12 protein-coding genes are annotated in these 15093 nt (G+C 66.7%); 8 read left to right on the top strand and 4 right to left on the bottom strand.

Annotation, left to right across the window (positions count from 1 at the left end; genetic code table 11):
- Nucleotides 1-137 precede the first annotated feature (137 nt).
- Nucleotides 138-1922: an acetolactate synthase 3 catalytic subunit gene (locus tag ASC95_RS02545; RefSeq protein WP_057296208.1), complete on the bottom strand. Its 1785-nt coding sequence runs from the start codon at nucleotides 1920-1922 to the stop codon at nucleotides 138-140.
- Nucleotides 1923-2152: 230 nt separating this feature from the next.
- Between ASC95_RS02545 and ASC95_RS02540 the strand changes: the two genes are divergently transcribed.
- The 7 genes from ASC95_RS02540 to ASC95_RS02510 all read left to right on the top strand — a co-directional run bounded on the left by ASC95_RS02540 (nucleotide 2153) and on the right by ASC95_RS02510 (nucleotide 6515).
- Nucleotides 2153-2722 (top strand): RNA polymerase sigma factor, encoded by a 570-nt coding sequence (locus ASC95_RS02540; RefSeq protein ID WP_056198279.1) that lies wholly within the window; start codon nucleotides 2153-2155, stop codon nucleotides 2720-2722.
- On the top strand, nucleotides 2719-3234 hold the full coding sequence (locus tag ASC95_RS02535; RefSeq protein ID WP_082567431.1) for a DUF3619 family protein: 516 nt from the start codon (nucleotides 2719-2721) through the stop codon (nucleotides 3232-3234). Before ASC95_RS02540 ends, ASC95_RS02535 begins: the two co-directional genes overlap by 4 nt.
- On the top strand, nucleotides 3221-4075 hold the full coding sequence (locus ASC95_RS02530; RefSeq protein ID WP_082567430.1) for a DUF3106 domain-containing protein: 855 nt from the start codon (nucleotides 3221-3223) through the stop codon (nucleotides 4073-4075). The genes ASC95_RS02535 and ASC95_RS02530 overlap by 14 nt, the downstream gene beginning before the upstream one ends.
- Nucleotides 4076-4110: 35 nt before the next feature.
- Nucleotides 4111-4584, top strand: a complete 474-nt coding sequence (locus ASC95_RS02525; protein WP_235537663.1) for an RDD family protein — start codon at nucleotides 4111-4113, stop codon at nucleotides 4582-4584.
- Nucleotides 4585-4657: 73 nt separating this feature from the next.
- Nucleotides 4658-5035 carry a diacylglycerol kinase gene (locus ASC95_RS02520; protein WP_057296205.1) on the top strand — a complete coding sequence of 126 codons (378 nt, stop codon included), beginning with the start codon at nucleotides 4658-4660 and terminating at the stop codon, nucleotides 5033-5035.
- An 18-nt stretch (nucleotides 5036-5053) separates the two neighbouring features.
- Nucleotides 5054-5839: an AraC family transcriptional regulator gene (locus ASC95_RS02515; RefSeq protein ID WP_057296204.1), complete on the top strand. Its 786-nt coding sequence runs from the start codon at nucleotides 5054-5056 to the stop codon at nucleotides 5837-5839.
- A gap of 64 nt (nucleotides 5840-5903) precedes the next feature.
- Complete coding sequence (locus tag ASC95_RS02510; protein ID WP_057296203.1) at nucleotides 5904-6515, top strand: LysE family translocator; 612 nt, start codon at nucleotides 5904-5906, stop codon at nucleotides 6513-6515.
- On the opposite strand, the gene ASC95_RS02505 is transcribed toward ASC95_RS02510, so the two are convergent.
- Both ASC95_RS02505 and ASC95_RS02500 read right to left on the bottom strand, forming a co-directional pair.
- Nucleotides 6512-6850, bottom strand: a complete 339-nt coding sequence (locus ASC95_RS02505; RefSeq protein ID WP_056198291.1) for a P-II family nitrogen regulator — start codon at nucleotides 6848-6850, stop codon at nucleotides 6512-6514. The two genes, ASC95_RS02510 and ASC95_RS02505, sit on opposite strands and share 4 nt — an antisense overlap.
- A gap of 33 nt (nucleotides 6851-6883) precedes the next feature.
- Nucleotides 6884-8887: an NAD(+) synthase gene (locus ASC95_RS02500; RefSeq protein ID WP_082567542.1), complete on the bottom strand. Its 2004-nt coding sequence runs from the start codon at nucleotides 8885-8887 to the stop codon at nucleotides 6884-6886.
- Nucleotides 8888-8941: 54 nt separating this feature from the next.
- Between ASC95_RS02500 and ASC95_RS02495 the strand changes: the two genes are divergently transcribed.
- Nucleotides 8942-10084 carry a GNAT family N-acetyltransferase gene (locus tag ASC95_RS02495; RefSeq protein WP_057296202.1) on the top strand — a complete coding sequence of 381 codons (1143 nt, stop codon included), beginning with the start codon at nucleotides 8942-8944 and terminating at the stop codon, nucleotides 10082-10084.
- 18 nt (nucleotides 10085-10102) lie between these two features.
- On the opposite strand, the gene ASC95_RS02490 is transcribed toward ASC95_RS02495, so the two are convergent.
- Nucleotides 10103-14986 (bottom strand): autotransporter-associated beta strand repeat-containing protein, encoded by a 4884-nt coding sequence (locus ASC95_RS02490; protein ID WP_057296201.1) that lies wholly within the window; start codon nucleotides 14984-14986, stop codon nucleotides 10103-10105.
- Nucleotides 14987-15093: the final 107 nt, after the last annotated feature.

Below are 15093 nucleotides of genomic sequence, written 5' to 3'. Positions count from 1 at the left end.
GCCGCTGGCGGTAACCAGCGGACCTTGGCTGCGGGTTCGAGTGGAGTGGATCGCTGCGGGCGTCGGACTGCTTGCGCTTTTCAGCGGCAACCCCGACTGGCGCGGTAACGCCAGCCAGAGCTGCCGATTTCAGGCGCTCACAGGTCTTCCGATCCCAGCAGCATCTCGGAAATGCCCTTGCCCGCCTTGACCATGGGCCAGACGTTCTCGGTCGGATCGGTGCGGATGTCCAGGAAGACGGTACGGTCGGTCAGGCGCATCGCTTCCTTCAGCGCGGGCTCGACGTCGCTGGGCTTCTCGACCAGGATGCCGACGTGGCCATAGGCCTCGGCCAGCTTCACGAAGTCGGGCAGCGCGTCCATGTAGCTGTGCGAGTAGCGGCCGCCGTAGTCCAGCTGCTGCCACTGGCGCACCATGCCCAGGTAGCGGTTGTTCAGCGAGACGATCTTGACCGGCGTCTTGTACTGGAAGCAGGTCGACAGCTCCTGGATGCACATCTGGATGCTGCCTTCGCCGGTGATGCAGAACACATCCGACTCCGGCTTGGCCAGCTTGATGCCCATCGCATAGGGCAAGCCCACGCCCATGGTGCCCAGGCCGCCGGAGTTGATCCAGCGGCGCGGCTGGTCGAACTTGTAGTACTGCGCGGCCCACATCTGGTGCTGGCCGACGTCGCTGGTGATGTAGGTGTCGCGGTCGCGGGTCAGCTTCCACAGCGTGTCGACGACCATCTGCGGCTTGATGACCTCGTCCGAGCCCTTGTAGACCAGGCAGTCACGGCCGCGCCATTCATTGATCTGATTCCACCATGCGTTGACGGCGTCCGCATCCGGCTTGGCCTGCGCTTCCTTCAGCTGGGCGATCAGCTCCTGCAGCACGTCCTTCACGTCGCCGACAATGGGAATGTCGACGCGCACGCGCTTGGAGATCGACGAGGGGTCGATGTCCACGTGGATGATCTTGCGCTCGACTGAACCGAAGTGCTTGGGGTTGCCGATGACGCGGTCATCGAAGCGCGCGCCCACGGCCAGCAGCACGTCGCAGTGCTGCATGGTCATGTTGGCCTCGTACGTGCCGTGCATGCCCAGCATGCCCAAGAAGCGCGGGTCGGTGCCGGGCATGGCACCGAGGCCCATCAGCGTGTTCGTGCAGGGGAAGCCCAGCATGTCCACGAGCTGGCGCAGCTCGGCCGTCGCTTCGCCCAGAATGACCCCGCCGCCCGTGTAGATGTAAGGGCGCTTGGCCTGCAGCAGCAGTTGCACGGCCTTGCGGATCTGGCCGCTGTGGCCTTTTTTCACCGGGTTGTAGGAGCGCATCTCGATGCGCTCCGGATAGTGGAAGCTGGTCTTGGCCAGCGACACGTCCTTGGGGATGTCCACAACGACCGGGCCAGGCCGGCCCGTGCGCGCGATGTGGAAGGCCTTCTTCAGCGTCAGCGCCAGGTCACGCACGTCCTTCACGAGGAAGTTGTGCTTGACGATGGGGCGCGTGATGCCCACGGTGTCGCATTCCTGGAAGGCGTCCAGGCCGATAGCGGGCGTGGGGACTTGACCCGTGATGATGACCATCGGGATCGAGTCCATGTAGGCCGTCGCGATGCCGGTCACGGCGTTGGTGACGCCCGGGCCCGAGGTGACCAGCGCCACCCCAACCTCGCCGGTCGCCCGAGCAAAGCCGTCGGCGGCGTGCACGGCGGCCTGCTCGTGGCGCACCAGCACATGCTGGATGCTCTCCTGCTTGTAGAGCGCGTCGTAGATGTAGAGCACCGCGCCGCCCGGGTAACCCCAGAGATGGCGCACCCCTTCGGCCTGCAGGCAGCGAACGAGGATCTCGGAGCCGTTGAGCTCCGCAGTGGAATTGGGTGATTGGGAATTCGGCTGCGCCAGGGCGGCGCGCTTGATATCCGCGGCAGACATGTCCATTTTTAGAACCTTTGTGAATTTCTCTAACGAAAAACCATTGGTGCCCCTCTTCTCGCCCTCGTGAGGCGGATTTGGAACCTGCGCGATCAACAGATGGAGCCCCAGTCGGGCGGCCACTGAGAGACCATTGACTCTTTGTGCGAAGCAGCATTATGCCGAGCAAAATCGTGTGAGCCTTCGTATCAGACGAATGCCATAATCTGAGCTGCCGCCCGGACCCGCCTCCCGCCTTGGCCACCGACAAAGAACTCAACGATTTCCTGCGTACCGTGGACCGCCGCGCCTTCAAGCGCACGGCCTACGTGGTTCGAGACGACGATGCCGCCCTGGACATCGTCCAGGACGCCATGATCAAGCTGGCCGAGAACTATTTCGATCGCCCCGCGGCCGAATTGCCGCTGCTGTTCCAGCGCATCCTGTCGAACGCGACGATGGACTATTTCCGTCGCCAGAAGACGCGTCGGGCCGTCATGACGAATATGTCGGAATTCGAGGGCGGCGGCGATGGCGACGGTGATTTCGATCTGCTGGAAATCCTTGAAACCCAGGAAGGCGCCATGGGCGCCTTGAGCGCCGCAGATGAGGTCAGCCGGGCGCAGATCTTGCAGCGCATCGAGACGGAAGTCGAACAGCTGCCGACGCGTCAACGCGAAGCCTTCCTGCTGCGTTACTGGGAGGAACTGGATGTTGCAGAGACCGCGTCTGTGATGGGTTGCTCGGAAGGCAGTGTCAAGACTCACTGTTCCCGCGCCGTCCATTCGCTGGCGAAGTCGCTCAAGGCCAAGGGGATCACGCTATGAAGTCGCCGTCGAATTTTTCTACCCTCCCTGCCGGCCTGGATGCTCGCCTGGACATCAGCACCCGGCGCTTTGGCCTGCGCGTCGCTGCCGGCCTGACCGAGCGAAGCGCCGCCCTGCCCCACGATGTGACAGAGCGCCTGCGCTTTGCGCGCGAACAGGCACTCGCACGCGCCACTCAGGCCCGCGCCGCTGCGGCCAAGCCCAATATCCAAGCCGTCAGCAGTCCCATCCTGGTCCAGAACGGTTCCACGCTGGCGCTGGGCGGCGGCCCGTTCGGCGCCTTGAGTGGCAGTGGCGGCCGCAATGGCAGCGGTGGCCTTTGGCCAATGTTGATCTCTGCATTGCCAATGTTGCTGCTGGCGGCCGGCCTGCTGGTGATGCAGTTGGGCGAGGAGAACCGGCAGATCGCTGCGGCTGCCGAAGTGGACACCGCCCTGCTCAGCGACAGCCTGCCTCCTGCGGCATTCACCGACCCCGGTTTCTCGGAATTCTTGAGAGATGCCGAAGAATGACCGGATGGCCATGACCCGAGTCGCATTGACGCTGCCCGTTCTTTGCCACCTCTCACTCGCCCTGCTGCTCAGCGCAGCGGGGTTTTCTGCGTTTGCCCAGTTGGCAGACCCCGCCTCTGCGCCGGAATCCGGTGCCAGCGCTGTGGCGCCGTCCGCGCAGGTCGCGAAACCCACCGGCAAGCCAAGGTCGCCGACCAAACCGGTGGCGCCGGCGGCGCTCAGCGTTCCGCCCGCCACCTGGAGCGGCCTGACGCCCAAGCAGCAGACACTGCTGGCGCCGCTGGAACGCGAGTGGTCCGAGATTTCCGACACGCAGCGCAGCAAGTGGCTCAGTGCCACCCCGACGCTGGCGACCATGTCGGGGGAGGAGATCAAGCGCGTGCACGACCGCATCCGCGACTGGACGTTCCTGAGCGGGTCCGAGCGCTTGAACGCCCGCATCAGCTTCCAGGTTACCAGGCAACTGACGCCTGAACAGCGCCAGGCCCGTTGGGAGGCCTACCAGGCCCTTCCCGCCGACGAGCGCAAGGCGCTGGCCGAAAAGGCCATGGCTCGACGCCAGGCGCTGGCCGAAGCGCCTGCACGAGCGGCGGCGCCGTCGCCGACGAAGCCCAAGTTCAGCGCCGCCCCCCCGCCACCCAGGCTGACATCCCCGACGCTGGTGACCAGCACGCTGGTTCAGGCCAAACCCGGCGCGACAACCGTGCTCATCACGCGAGACCTCGCCCGGCTCAGAGGTCAGGCGATCGCGCCTTCAAAGGCGGTCGACCTCAAGTTGCTGGACCCGCGCACACTGTTGCCGCTAAAGCCGGCGTCGCCTGCGTCCTCCCCGCGCCCATGACGGCGCCGGTGCAGACTGGCCCCAAGCCTGCGGGCGTGGCGCGACGTTTCGCGGCCTTTCTCTACGAAGGTGTGCTGCTGTTCGGCGTGGTCTTCTTCGCCGGTTTCCTCTATTCAGTGCTGACTCGCCAGCAGCATGCGCTGCAGGGTCGCACCGGCCTGGGGGTTAGCCTTTTCATCGTGCTGGGCTTTTACTTTGTCGGCTTCTGGACCCGCTCAGGCCAGACGCTGGCGATGAAGACCTGGCATCTGCGCGTCACCGACACAGCGGGCCAGCCGCTGGGCTGGGTCCGGGCGCTGCTGCGCTATCTCTTGAGCTGGCTGTGGTTCCTGCCGGCGCTGATCAGCGTCTGGGCACTGGGCCTTCATGGCGGCGGCGCCATCATCGGCAGCCTGCTGGCCGGCATCGCCGGCTATCTGCTGATCGCGCGCCTGCACCCGCAGCGACAATTCCTGCACGACGCCATCTGCGGTTCGCGCGTCATCACCCAACTTCCCGCGCGTTCATGAGCGCAGCGCCGGGCCGTCCCAAGCAAGCTCGCTCCCGCCTGGCGGGACAAGGCCGCAGGCCTAAGGGTGCCCCATGACCAACCCGCACAAGGGCCGGACTGGCCTGGACCGCATCATCCACGCCGCCGGTTACTCATGGGCTGGGCTCAAGGCCGCCTACACCGGCGAGAGCGCCTTCCGCCAGGAGACCTGGCTGTGCATCGTTGCCGCACCACTGGCCTTCTGGCTGGCCCGGACCTGGGAGCAGGCCGCGTTGCTGCTGGGCTCGCTGCTGCTGCTGCTCATCGTCGAGTTGTTGAACTCCGCCATTGAAGCGGTTGTTGACCGTGTGTCCTTCGAGCGGCATGAACTGTCCAAGCGCGCCAAGGACATTGCCAGCGCTGCCGTGCTGATGGCGCTGGTGCTGGCTGGCGGCATCTGGGCCGCTGCCGTCTGGCAGCACCTGCGCTAACCATGACACAGTCGGGCCATGCAGGCCCGCGGATTCAAGCTGATCCCCAGCCACGTCGACGGCGTCGAGGTGGTCGTGGCCGACTCGGCGCTGGCCTTCGGCCGCCACACGCATGACGAGTTCGGCATCGGCCTCATCGAGCGTGGCGCACAGAAATCGGCCAGCGGTCGCGGTGTCGTCGAGGCTGGTGCAGGCGACCTGATCACGGTCAACCCCGGCGAGGTGCACGACGGCACGCCCTTTGATGCGAGCGGACGACGCTGGCGCATGCTGTACATCGATCCGGCCCGGCTGCTGGATGCGGCAGCGGACATCGGGCCGGGCTCATCGTTTGAGTTCAAGGCACCCGTCATTCGCGATGCCCTGCTGACGGTGCGTTTTCGCGCGCTGTTCGACGCCGTGACGACGGACGACGCACTGCACTCCGACGCCGAACTGCTGACGCTGGCCGCCCGGCTTCTCAAGCCGTCGTCGGTAGAGCGCCCCGCCATAGGCGCCGGCGTCACCGCCGCCCGCGAGCGCATTGACGACGATCCCGCCGCCGAGCTGACGCTATCAGGCCTGGCCGCCGACGCGGCGATGAGCCGCTACCAGTTCCTGCGCGCCTTCACGCGCCTGACCGGCCTGCCGCCCCACGCGTACCTGCTGCAGCGCCGCGTACAACGCGCCCGCCGGCTCGTGCGAGAGGGCCTGTCACTGGCAGAGGCCGCCGCGGCCAGCGGGTTCGCGGACCAGAGCCACATGACACGCTGCTTTGTGCGCAACTTCGGCCTGACACCTGGGGCGCTGGCTCGCTGCCGCTGAAATTTCGTTCAAGACCCACTGGCCGCATCGGCTGCAGCATGGCGCCTCCATCAAGGAGTGCCCCATGAACCTCGAATTCCTGACCGTGTCCCTGCTCGTCGTCGCCTCACCGGGCACGGGTGCGGCCGTCACCATCGCCACCGGCCTGTCCCGCGGCGCGCGCATGGCCATCATCGCGGCTTTCGGTTGCACGCTCGGCGTCGTGCCCCACATGCTCGCGGCCATCACGGGCCTGGCTGCGCTGTTGCATGCCAGCAGCCTGGCCTTCGAGGCTGTGAAGTTCGCCGGCGTGGCCTATCTGCTCTACATCGCCTGGATGACCTGGCGCGAACAGGGCGTGCTGAAGGTCGAAGCCGATGGCACCACTCGATCCGATGGGGAGGTCATTCGCCACGCTGTGCTCGTGAACCTGCTCAATCCCAAGCTGTCTATGTTCTTCCTGGCCTTCCTGCCGCAATTCATCGCCAAGGACGAAGCGGCGCCGACGCTGGCGATGTTGCAGCTCTCGGCCCTCTTCATGGCCATGACCTTCGGGGTGTTCGCGCTGTACGGCGCGTTCGCTGCATGCATGCGCGAGCATGTGCTGGGCAGCGAGGCCGCCATGGCCTGGCTGCGCCGCAGCTTTGCGGCGACCTTCGTCGCCCTGGGCGCGAAGCTCGCGCTGACGCAGCGTTAGACGGCGGCTTCGTCCGTCTCGCCGGTACGGATGCGCACCACTTGCTCGACCGGCAGTACGAAGATCTTGCCGTCGCCGATCTTGCCGGTCTTGGCCGCCTTCAGGATGGCGTCGATGCAGCGGTCGACCTCGTCGTCCTTCACGACGACCTCGACCTTGACCTTGGGCAGGAAGTCGACGACGTATTCAGCGCCGCGATAGAGCTCGGTGTGGCCCTTCTGGCGGCCAAAACCCTTGACCTCGGTGACCGTCAGGCCCGACGCGCCTACTTCGGCCAGCGCCTCGCGCACTTCGTCGAGCTTGAAGGGTTTGATGATGGCGGTGATTTGCTTCATGGGACAAGGCTCCTGATTTCGTCTGGCGTCGATTTAAGCATGTTCGTCCGGGATGCGGTCCAGGTCCGCGAGCCAGACGGCGGCCTCGGAATCGCTGGGCGCGCGCCAGTCGCCACGGGGAGAAAGCGAGCCGCCGCTGCCAACCTTGGGGGCGTTCGGCACGCAGCTGCGCTTGAACTGGCTGCCCTTGAAGAAGCGCTGCACGAAGATGCGCAGCACGCGCTTGATTTCGGCGAGCGCATGGACCTCGCCCCAGGCGTGGCGGGCGAGGAAGGCGATCTTGGTCGGCGTGTAGCCGTAGCGCAGCGTGAAGAACAGGTTGAAGTCCTGCAGCGCATAGAGGCCGACTGCGGCTTCCGTGCTCTGCAGGCTGCCGGGGACGAGTTCCGGGCTGATCTCGGTGCCGAGGATGTCGTGAAGCACCTGCGTGTCGGTGCCGGCGCCCAGTTGGCCGGTCTCGGCGACCCAGCGCACCAGGTGCTGGATCAAAGTCTTGGGCACGCTGGCGTTGACGTTGTAGTGCGACATGTGATCGCCCACGCCGTAGGTGCACCAGCCCAGCGCCAGCTCGGACAGGTCGCCCGTGCCCAGCACCATGCCGCCTGTCAGATTGGCCAGACGGAACAGGTGGCTGGTCCGCTCCCCGGCCTGCACGTTCTCGAAGGTGACGTCGTAGACCGGCAGGTCCTCCCGGTGAGGATGGCCGATGTCCTTGAGCATCTGCGTGCAGCTCGGCCGGATGTCGATCTCACGCGCCTCGCAACCCACCGCCGCCATCAGGCGCTGCGCCTGCTCGCGGGTGCGCTCGCCGGTGGCGAAACCGGGCATGGTCACGCCGATGATGTGGCTGCGCGGCAGGCCCAGGGCGTCCATCGCACGCGCGGCCACGAGCAGCGCATGCGTCGAGTCCAGCCCGCCGGAGATGCCGACGACCAGCTTGCTGATGCCGCTGGAGGCCAGGCGCTGGGTCAGGCCCTGGACCTGGATGTTGTAGACCTCCTGGCAGCGCTCGTCGCGGCGGCTGAGGTCGGCGGGCACGTAGGGGAAGCGCTCGACGCGGCGGCGCAGGGCCAGCGGCCGATCGCGACCCAGATCGAGCGTGAACGGGACCTGCCGGAAGGCGCCCACTGCCGTGGCATGCAGGCGCACCGAATCGCCGAAGCTCGTCTGCCGCATGCGCTCGCGGGCCAGGCGCTCCAGGTCCACGTCGGCCGTCACCACGTGCGAGTCGCGCAGGAAGCGCTCGGACTCGACGAGCAGTTCGCCGTTCTCGCAGATGATGGCTTGGCCGTCCCAAGCCAGGTCGGTGGTCGACTCACCGGTGCCGGCCGACGAATAGACGTACGCCGCCAGGCAGCGCGCCGACTGCTGCGATACCAACTGGCGCCGGTAGGCGGCCTTGCCGACGACGATGTTGGACGCCGAGAGGTTGACGAGCACCGTCGCCCCGGCGAGCGCTGCGAAGGAGGACGGCGGGATCGGCGTCCACACGTCCTCGCAGATCTCCACATGCAGGCGCAACAGCGGCATGTCCTCGGCCGCGAAGATCTGGCGGCTGCCGAAGGGCACCCGCTGGCCGAGCAGCAACACGCTGTCGACGGTCGCCTCCTCGCCCGAGCAGAACTGGCGCGCCTCGTAGAACTCGCCGTAGTTGGGCAAAAAGGTCTTGGGCACGATGCCGAGGATGCGACCGCGGAGCAGCACCGCAGCGCAGTTGAACAGGCGCTGCTCGACACGCAGCGGCAGCCCGACGATGGCTACCAGGGACAGGGATTCGGTGGCGGCCAGCACCTCGGCCAGCGCCGCCTCGCAACCGTCGAGCAGGGCGCGTTGGTGGAAGAGGTCGTCGCAGCTGTAGGCCGAGAGGCCGAGCTCTGGAAACGCCATGACGGCCACGCCCTCGGCTGCGGCCTGCCGGAGCAGGTCGACCGTCTGCCCGGCGTTGAACACCGGGTCGGCCACGCGGCAACGGGGCACGCCCACGGCGACGCGGGCGAAGTCATGGCTGTAGAGGTTGTCGAAACGCATGGGCAGCATCATCAAAACCCCAGTCTAGCCCTGCGTTCCAGAGGTGGTTTCCAATAGACCTCCATGCCGACCCTCCGCGTGCACGACTCTCCCGCCGCCCTGGCGCCCGAAGCCTGGAACCGCCTGCTCGACGACAGTCCCCAACCCACGCCCTTCATGCGCCACGAGTACCTGCAGGCCCTGCATGACTCGGGCTCGGCCGTGGCCGCAACGGGCTGGCAAGCGATGTTCCTGAGCGTCTGGGACGGCGAGCGGTTGCTGGCCGCCTGCCCGGCGTGGCTGAAGTCGCATTCCTACGGCGAGTACGTGTTCGACTGGGCCTGGGCCGACGCCTACCACCGCCATGGCCTGAGCTATTACCCCAAGCTGCTCGTCGCCGTGCCCTTCACCCCGGTGCCGGGCAGCCGGCTGCTGGCCGTGGACGCCGATGCCCGCCTGCTGCTCGCGCAGGGGCTGCGCGGCCTGGCGGAAGAGGCGCAGGCCTCGTCGCTGCACGTGCTTTTCGGTGACCCGGCCGACCAAGCGGCGCTGGCGGCGGCCGGCTGCTCGGCGCGGGCCGGCGTGCAGTTCCACTGGACGGCCGAGGGAGACGCCGACTTCGCCGCCTTCCTGGCCCGGCTGCAGCGCGACAAGCGCAAGAAGATCCAGCAGGAGCAGCGCCGCGTGCGCGAGGCGGGGGTCGTGTTCGAGGCAAACGTCGGCACCGCCATCAGCGTCGAGGACTGGGACTTCTTCTACCGCTGCTACCAGCAGACCTACCGCGAACATCACAGCAAGCCCTATCTGAGCCGCGACTTCTTTGCCCGCATGGCCAGCGACATGCCCGAGCACTGGCTGATGTTCACGGCCCGCCGGGCCGGCGAACGCGTCGCGACATCCCTGATCGCGCTCGACCCCGAGCGCCACGCCGCCTTCGGCCGCTACTGGGGCGCAACCGAGCACATCCCCAACCTGCACTTCGACGCCTGCTACTACCAGCCGTTGGCCTGGTGCATCGCCAATGGCTACCAGCGCTTCGAGGGCGGCGCGCAGGGTGAGCACAAGATGGCGCGCGGGCTGTTGCCCACGCCCACGGCGTCCAGCCACTGGCTGGCCCACCCCTCCTTTGCCGATGCCGTCAATGACTTCCTGGCACGCGAGGGCGAAGCGATGGCGGGCTATATCGACGAGCTGGGCGAGCACCAACCGTTCAAGTCAGTGCCTTGAACCCGGCCATGGCCGATCTCAGGGTCGAGCCACTCCGCCCAGCCGACGCCTGGCCACCCGCCCCACCACCAGCAGGCCCGCCAGCAACATCGCGTAGCTCTCGGGCTCGGGCACGGCGGCGGTGAAGTTCAGGTTCAGCGCATTGCCGGTGGCCGCCACCGACCAGTGGCCGCCCATCAGCGAATTGGCGAAACCGCTGCCGTCGATGCTGAACTCTTTGGCCGAGAAGCCCAGGATGCCGCCGCTCGCGTAGGCCAGGGTGTAGCTGTGATCCTGCCGGGCGTCGAAACCGGCCAGCAGCCCCGCGCCGCCGTTCGCCAGCAGCGACTTCAACGTGACGGTGAACGGGTTGGCCGCGCTGGCGTCCAGGCTCAGCGTGCCGCCGACGCTCAGCAGGTCGTACCCCAGCCCGGCGGCGGCGCTGGCATTGGCGATCTCCCACAGATAGCTGGCGCCCTCGGCAAACGTCGCGTTGCCCGCCACGCTCAACTGGCCCGGCGAGTTGCCGGGCGCGAGCTTGCCGGCCAGCACCAGGCTGCCCAGTGCACCGCTGCCGCCCAGCGAGGCGCCCGCGTCGACGCTGAAGGCGCTGCTCAGCGACGAGCCGTTGAGCGTCAGTTGGCCGGCCTGCACCCGCGTCGTGCCGGTGTTGGTGTTGATGCCGCTGAGCGTCTGCGTGCCCGTGCCCGTCTTGACGAAGTTGCCGGTGGATTCGCTGTTCGCCAGCACGCCGGAGAAATTGCCGGAACCATTGGCCACGCCCATCGTGAAAGCGCTGTAGCCCGAGCCGTTGTAGCCAGACTTGATGCGGCCGGCGCCGCTGAGCGCATCGACGCGGACATTGGCCTCGTCGCCATCGAAGACGGCATTGGCGGCCACGTTCAGTCGGCTCTGGTTGCGGGTCCAGTCCTCATTGGCGTGGGAGCCGCCGACCAGAGTGCCGGCCTGCACGTCGATCAGGCTGCCGCTGCCCATTGCAAAAGTCGCCTTGCCCTGCTGCCAGGTCGCCACGCCGGCGCCGGTCTTGCGCAGGGTGCCCTTGCCAGAGAACAGCGTGTCGGCGGCATTGGCGCGGGTGCCGGTGGCCACATTGAGCTCCACCGTGGCGGTCGGTGATGTGATGAAGAACTCAGCGGAGCGGGTGCTGTTTTGCAGCAGCAGCACGCCGCTTTGTACCTGGGTCTGGCCGGTGTAGGTGTTGGCCGCGCCCAGCGTCAGCACACCCGCGCTCTGCTTGACTAGAACGCCCGTGCCGTCGATCGCGCCAGCGAAGCTGATGTTGTCGCTGCGGGCGAAGCTCAGCGTGCCGTTGTTGGTGACCAGCGCGGTGGCCAGAGAGCCGGTGATGCCGCCGTTGCCGATCTGCACCATGCCGCCGTTGATGGTCAGGCGGCCGGTGAAGGTGTTGGCGCCGGTCAGCCCCTGGAAGCCCGTTCCTTCCTTGACGAAGTTGCCGGAGCCCCCCAGCACGCCGGAGAAAACGTCCGAGCCATTGGCCACGCCCATCGTGAACGCGCTGTAGCCCGCGCCGTTGAAACCGGATTTGATGGTGCCCGCGCCGCTGAGGGAGTCCACGCGGACATTGGCTTCCACACCTTCAAAAGTAGCGCCAGCAGCCACATTCAGCCGGCTCTTGTTGGCGCTCCAGTCCTCGTTGCCATAGGACCCCCCGACCAGGGTGCCGCCCTGCACGTCGATGGTGCTGAACTCGTCCAGCGCGAACACGGCTTTGGACCCGGTCCAAACCGCCATGCCGGCGCCGGTCTTTCTCAGCGTGGCGGCGCTGCCGGCGAATTTCACGTCCACTGCGCCGTCGCGCGTGCCCTGATTCACCTGCAACTCCAGCACCGTACTGCCGCTGAGGTTGAAGGCGCTTGAACGCGATGCGCCCTCCTGCACCAACCAGCCGGCCTCGACGTTGGTGGCGCCGGTGTAGCTCTGGTTGCCGCTCAGCCGCAGAATGCCGGCGCCCTGCTGGTGCAGGCTGCCGCTGCCGGAGATGACGCCCTGATAGCCGATGTCGCCGCTGCGCGCAAACACCAGGGCACCGTTGTTGACGATGCTGCGGGTGGCCAGCGAGCCGCGCACACCGCCTTCGCCCACACGCACGGTGCCGGCCTCGATGCTCAGGGTGCCGGTAAAGCTGTTGTTGCCAAGGAGGGTCTGGGTGCCGCTGCCGACCTTGGTGAAGTTGCCGATCTGGCCTTGGGCGGTGTCGGTGTCGGCCAGCACCCCTTCGAAGGAACCCGAGCCGTTGGCCACGCCGAAGGTAAAACTGCGGTAGCCGGCACCTTGGTAACCCGATTGAATGAGCCCCTCGCCGCTCAGGGCGTCGACCCGCACATTCGCCTCCACCCCACGAAAGGTCGCGTAAGTGCCGACGCGCAGTTGGGACTGGTTGGCGGTCCAGTCGTCGTTGCCGAAGGAGCCGCCCACCAGGGTGCCCAACTGCACATCGATCAGGCCGCCGGCGCCCATCGCAAAGCTGGCGGCGCTTCCCTGCCAGATCGCCTGACCCCCGCCGACGATGCTCAGCACGCCGCTGCCGGTGAAGCGGGTGTCGCTGGTGAACGCGCGCGTGCCACTGTTCAGGTTCAGCTCCAGCACGCCACTGGTGCCGATGTCGAACTGGCGGGACAGGGTGGTCGAACTCAGCCGCAGCGTACCGCCGTCGATGATGGTGGAGCCGGTGTAAAGGCCGGCTGCGCTCAGGTTCACCGTACCGGGCCCCGTCTTCCACACGCTGCCTTCACCACTGATCCGGTTCAAATGCTCCTGGTTGCCGGCGAGATTGAAGACGAGCTTGCCCCCTGGGCCCAGTGTGCTGTCACCGTTGAGCTGGCCATCGCTGCCACCTTGGCCGATCTGAAGCGTGCCCTGGATGTTCAGCGTGCCTGTACCGGGCGCCAGCCACAGGAAGCCGCTGTTGATCTGTGTGTAGCCGGCGGCAATGCCCAGCGAGCCATACACATTGAGCCTGCTGCCGGCCAGCAGATTGAAGCTGCCGGCCTCGGCTGCACCCAGCACCAGGTTGCCGTGAAGCTCCAGCGTGTTGCCGTTGTTGAGGGTGCCACCGGCGGAGTCCATGACAAAGCCTGACCCCAGGGACAGGCTGCCCTGGTTGTCGATCACGCCGTGGTTGCTGAGCTTGCCGGCGACTGATAGCGTGCCGCGGTTGCTGATGAGGCTGTCGCCGTAGCCGGGCGAGGCCTTCTCATTGGACAGCGTAGCGCCGGCGAGCACGTTGACCACCGCGTCGCGCTCGATCTCGATCTGCGCGCCGCCGTTGTTGTCAATGCGGCCGCCAGCCATCACAAGGACCGAGGAGCTCCTGTCGAACAGGGCTCGCGCATGGTCGCCATTGTCGATGCGGCTGCCGGCATCGCTGATTTCGGTGCGACTGCCGGCTGCGAAGGTGGCCAGGACGCCGCGCCCCCGGTTGCTCAGCATCGACCCACCGCGGTAGGCGGTGGTGCCGGTGACCACCAGGTCGTCAATGCGGGTGGGGTTACCCTCCAGCGTGAGGCTGGTGCGCACGCCGCTGAGCGTGGTCGAGCCCGAATAGACCTTCAGCGTGTCGCGGCTGATGTTGGAGTTGCTCTCGTACAGGCAGTTGTTCAGCCCGGTGTCGCCCAGGCTGAGACCCACCGCTTTGACCTCGAAGCCGCAGCCGTAGTGGCCACGCAGGTCTTGGTCCAGGTCGGCGCTCAGCGAGGTCTGGATGCTGGCGTCGCCGAGGAAGTAGTTGCGCCCCACCAGCTTGCCGGGGGTGCCGGCAAAACGCAGCTTGATGTCGCTGCCCAGAGCAAAGCTGACCTTGCCGTCCAGATGGTCGATGAAGGACTCGGCGCCGCCGGCGCCGGTGATGACCTCTTGCACCGGCTGATCGAACACCAGCTTGACGAACACCGGCGCGGTGGGCGCGAAGTCGAAGTTCATGCCCATGGACGGGCCGGCATTCACGCTGAGGAAATTGGTCTCGAGGCTGAAGCCTTTTTCGGAGCCCCTGAAGCGCAGCGGGTTGGCGACGCCGTACAGGGGCGGCAGCATGGCCCCCAGCTCCCAGCCGCCACGCAGCACCTCGTTGCCGCAATGCAGGGCGCCGCCCGTCAGCGCCGAACAGTTACCGGCCTTGACGGTGTCGAGCATGAAGGTGTTGGTGCTGCCGATCAGGAAATCCTGGCCCAGGGCCGGCACCGCCACCGGCTTGCCCAGGACCGTCAGCATGGCGCTCGCGGCGCTGTCGAAGTTGAGCAGCGAGAACTTGCCCGGGTTCACCCCGAACTCGAAGCTGGTGCTGGTGCAATCGACAAAGCAGCCCTGCACCGCGACCTTGGCATCGAAATTGAACAGACCGGACACGGAGGCCTGCACGCTGGGCAGATAGGGCGTCAGGGTGGCCGCCGCTTTCAGGGTGTCGCGGGCTTTGACGATGAAGTTCTGCCCCTTGGTAAAACTGTCGGGCAGGGTCAGCACGGGGTTGAAGCTCTGGCTGAAATCCATCGATCCACCCCGCGCGCTGGCCGAGAACTCCAGCCCGATCCGGCCCGAGCTTTGCATGCTGGCCGCGACGCCGTAGCGGCCCAGGTACGTGTTGAAGATCGGGTCGTAAACGTTGGTGAAGCCGCCGAAGTTGAACAACTCCTGCGCGGCGACACCCGCATAGGTGCCCCAGCTGGTCTGCAGCGCATAGCTCGCGGTGGCCGTGCCGCCGGCATTGCCCCACAGGCTCTGGCCCGTGGCGCTGAAGCTGACCTGGTCGCTGAGGGTGGTGCCTTGGGCCGCCAGGCCCGGCATCAGGCCCAGGCCGATCAGCAGGCTCAGCCGCGACAGCGCCGGCATCACGCGGACGGTGTGCGGGTGGCGGGCAGGCTGGGTCTTGCCGGGCTGGCGTGTCTTCATGGTGGCTCTCCCTGATAGCGGTGCAGCGTGACTTTCTCCGCACTCTGGCCAACCCACCTTTGCCAAACCGCAGAAAACCTGTGCTGGTTCGTCGTCTAGCAAAAATA

The organism is Pelomonas sp. Root1217 (assembly GCF_001425705.1).
In the GTDB taxonomy this organism is placed as follows: domain Bacteria; phylum Pseudomonadota; class Gammaproteobacteria; order Burkholderiales; family Burkholderiaceae_C; genus Pelomonas.
This window is presented reverse-complemented; position numbering and strand designations above follow the sequence as displayed.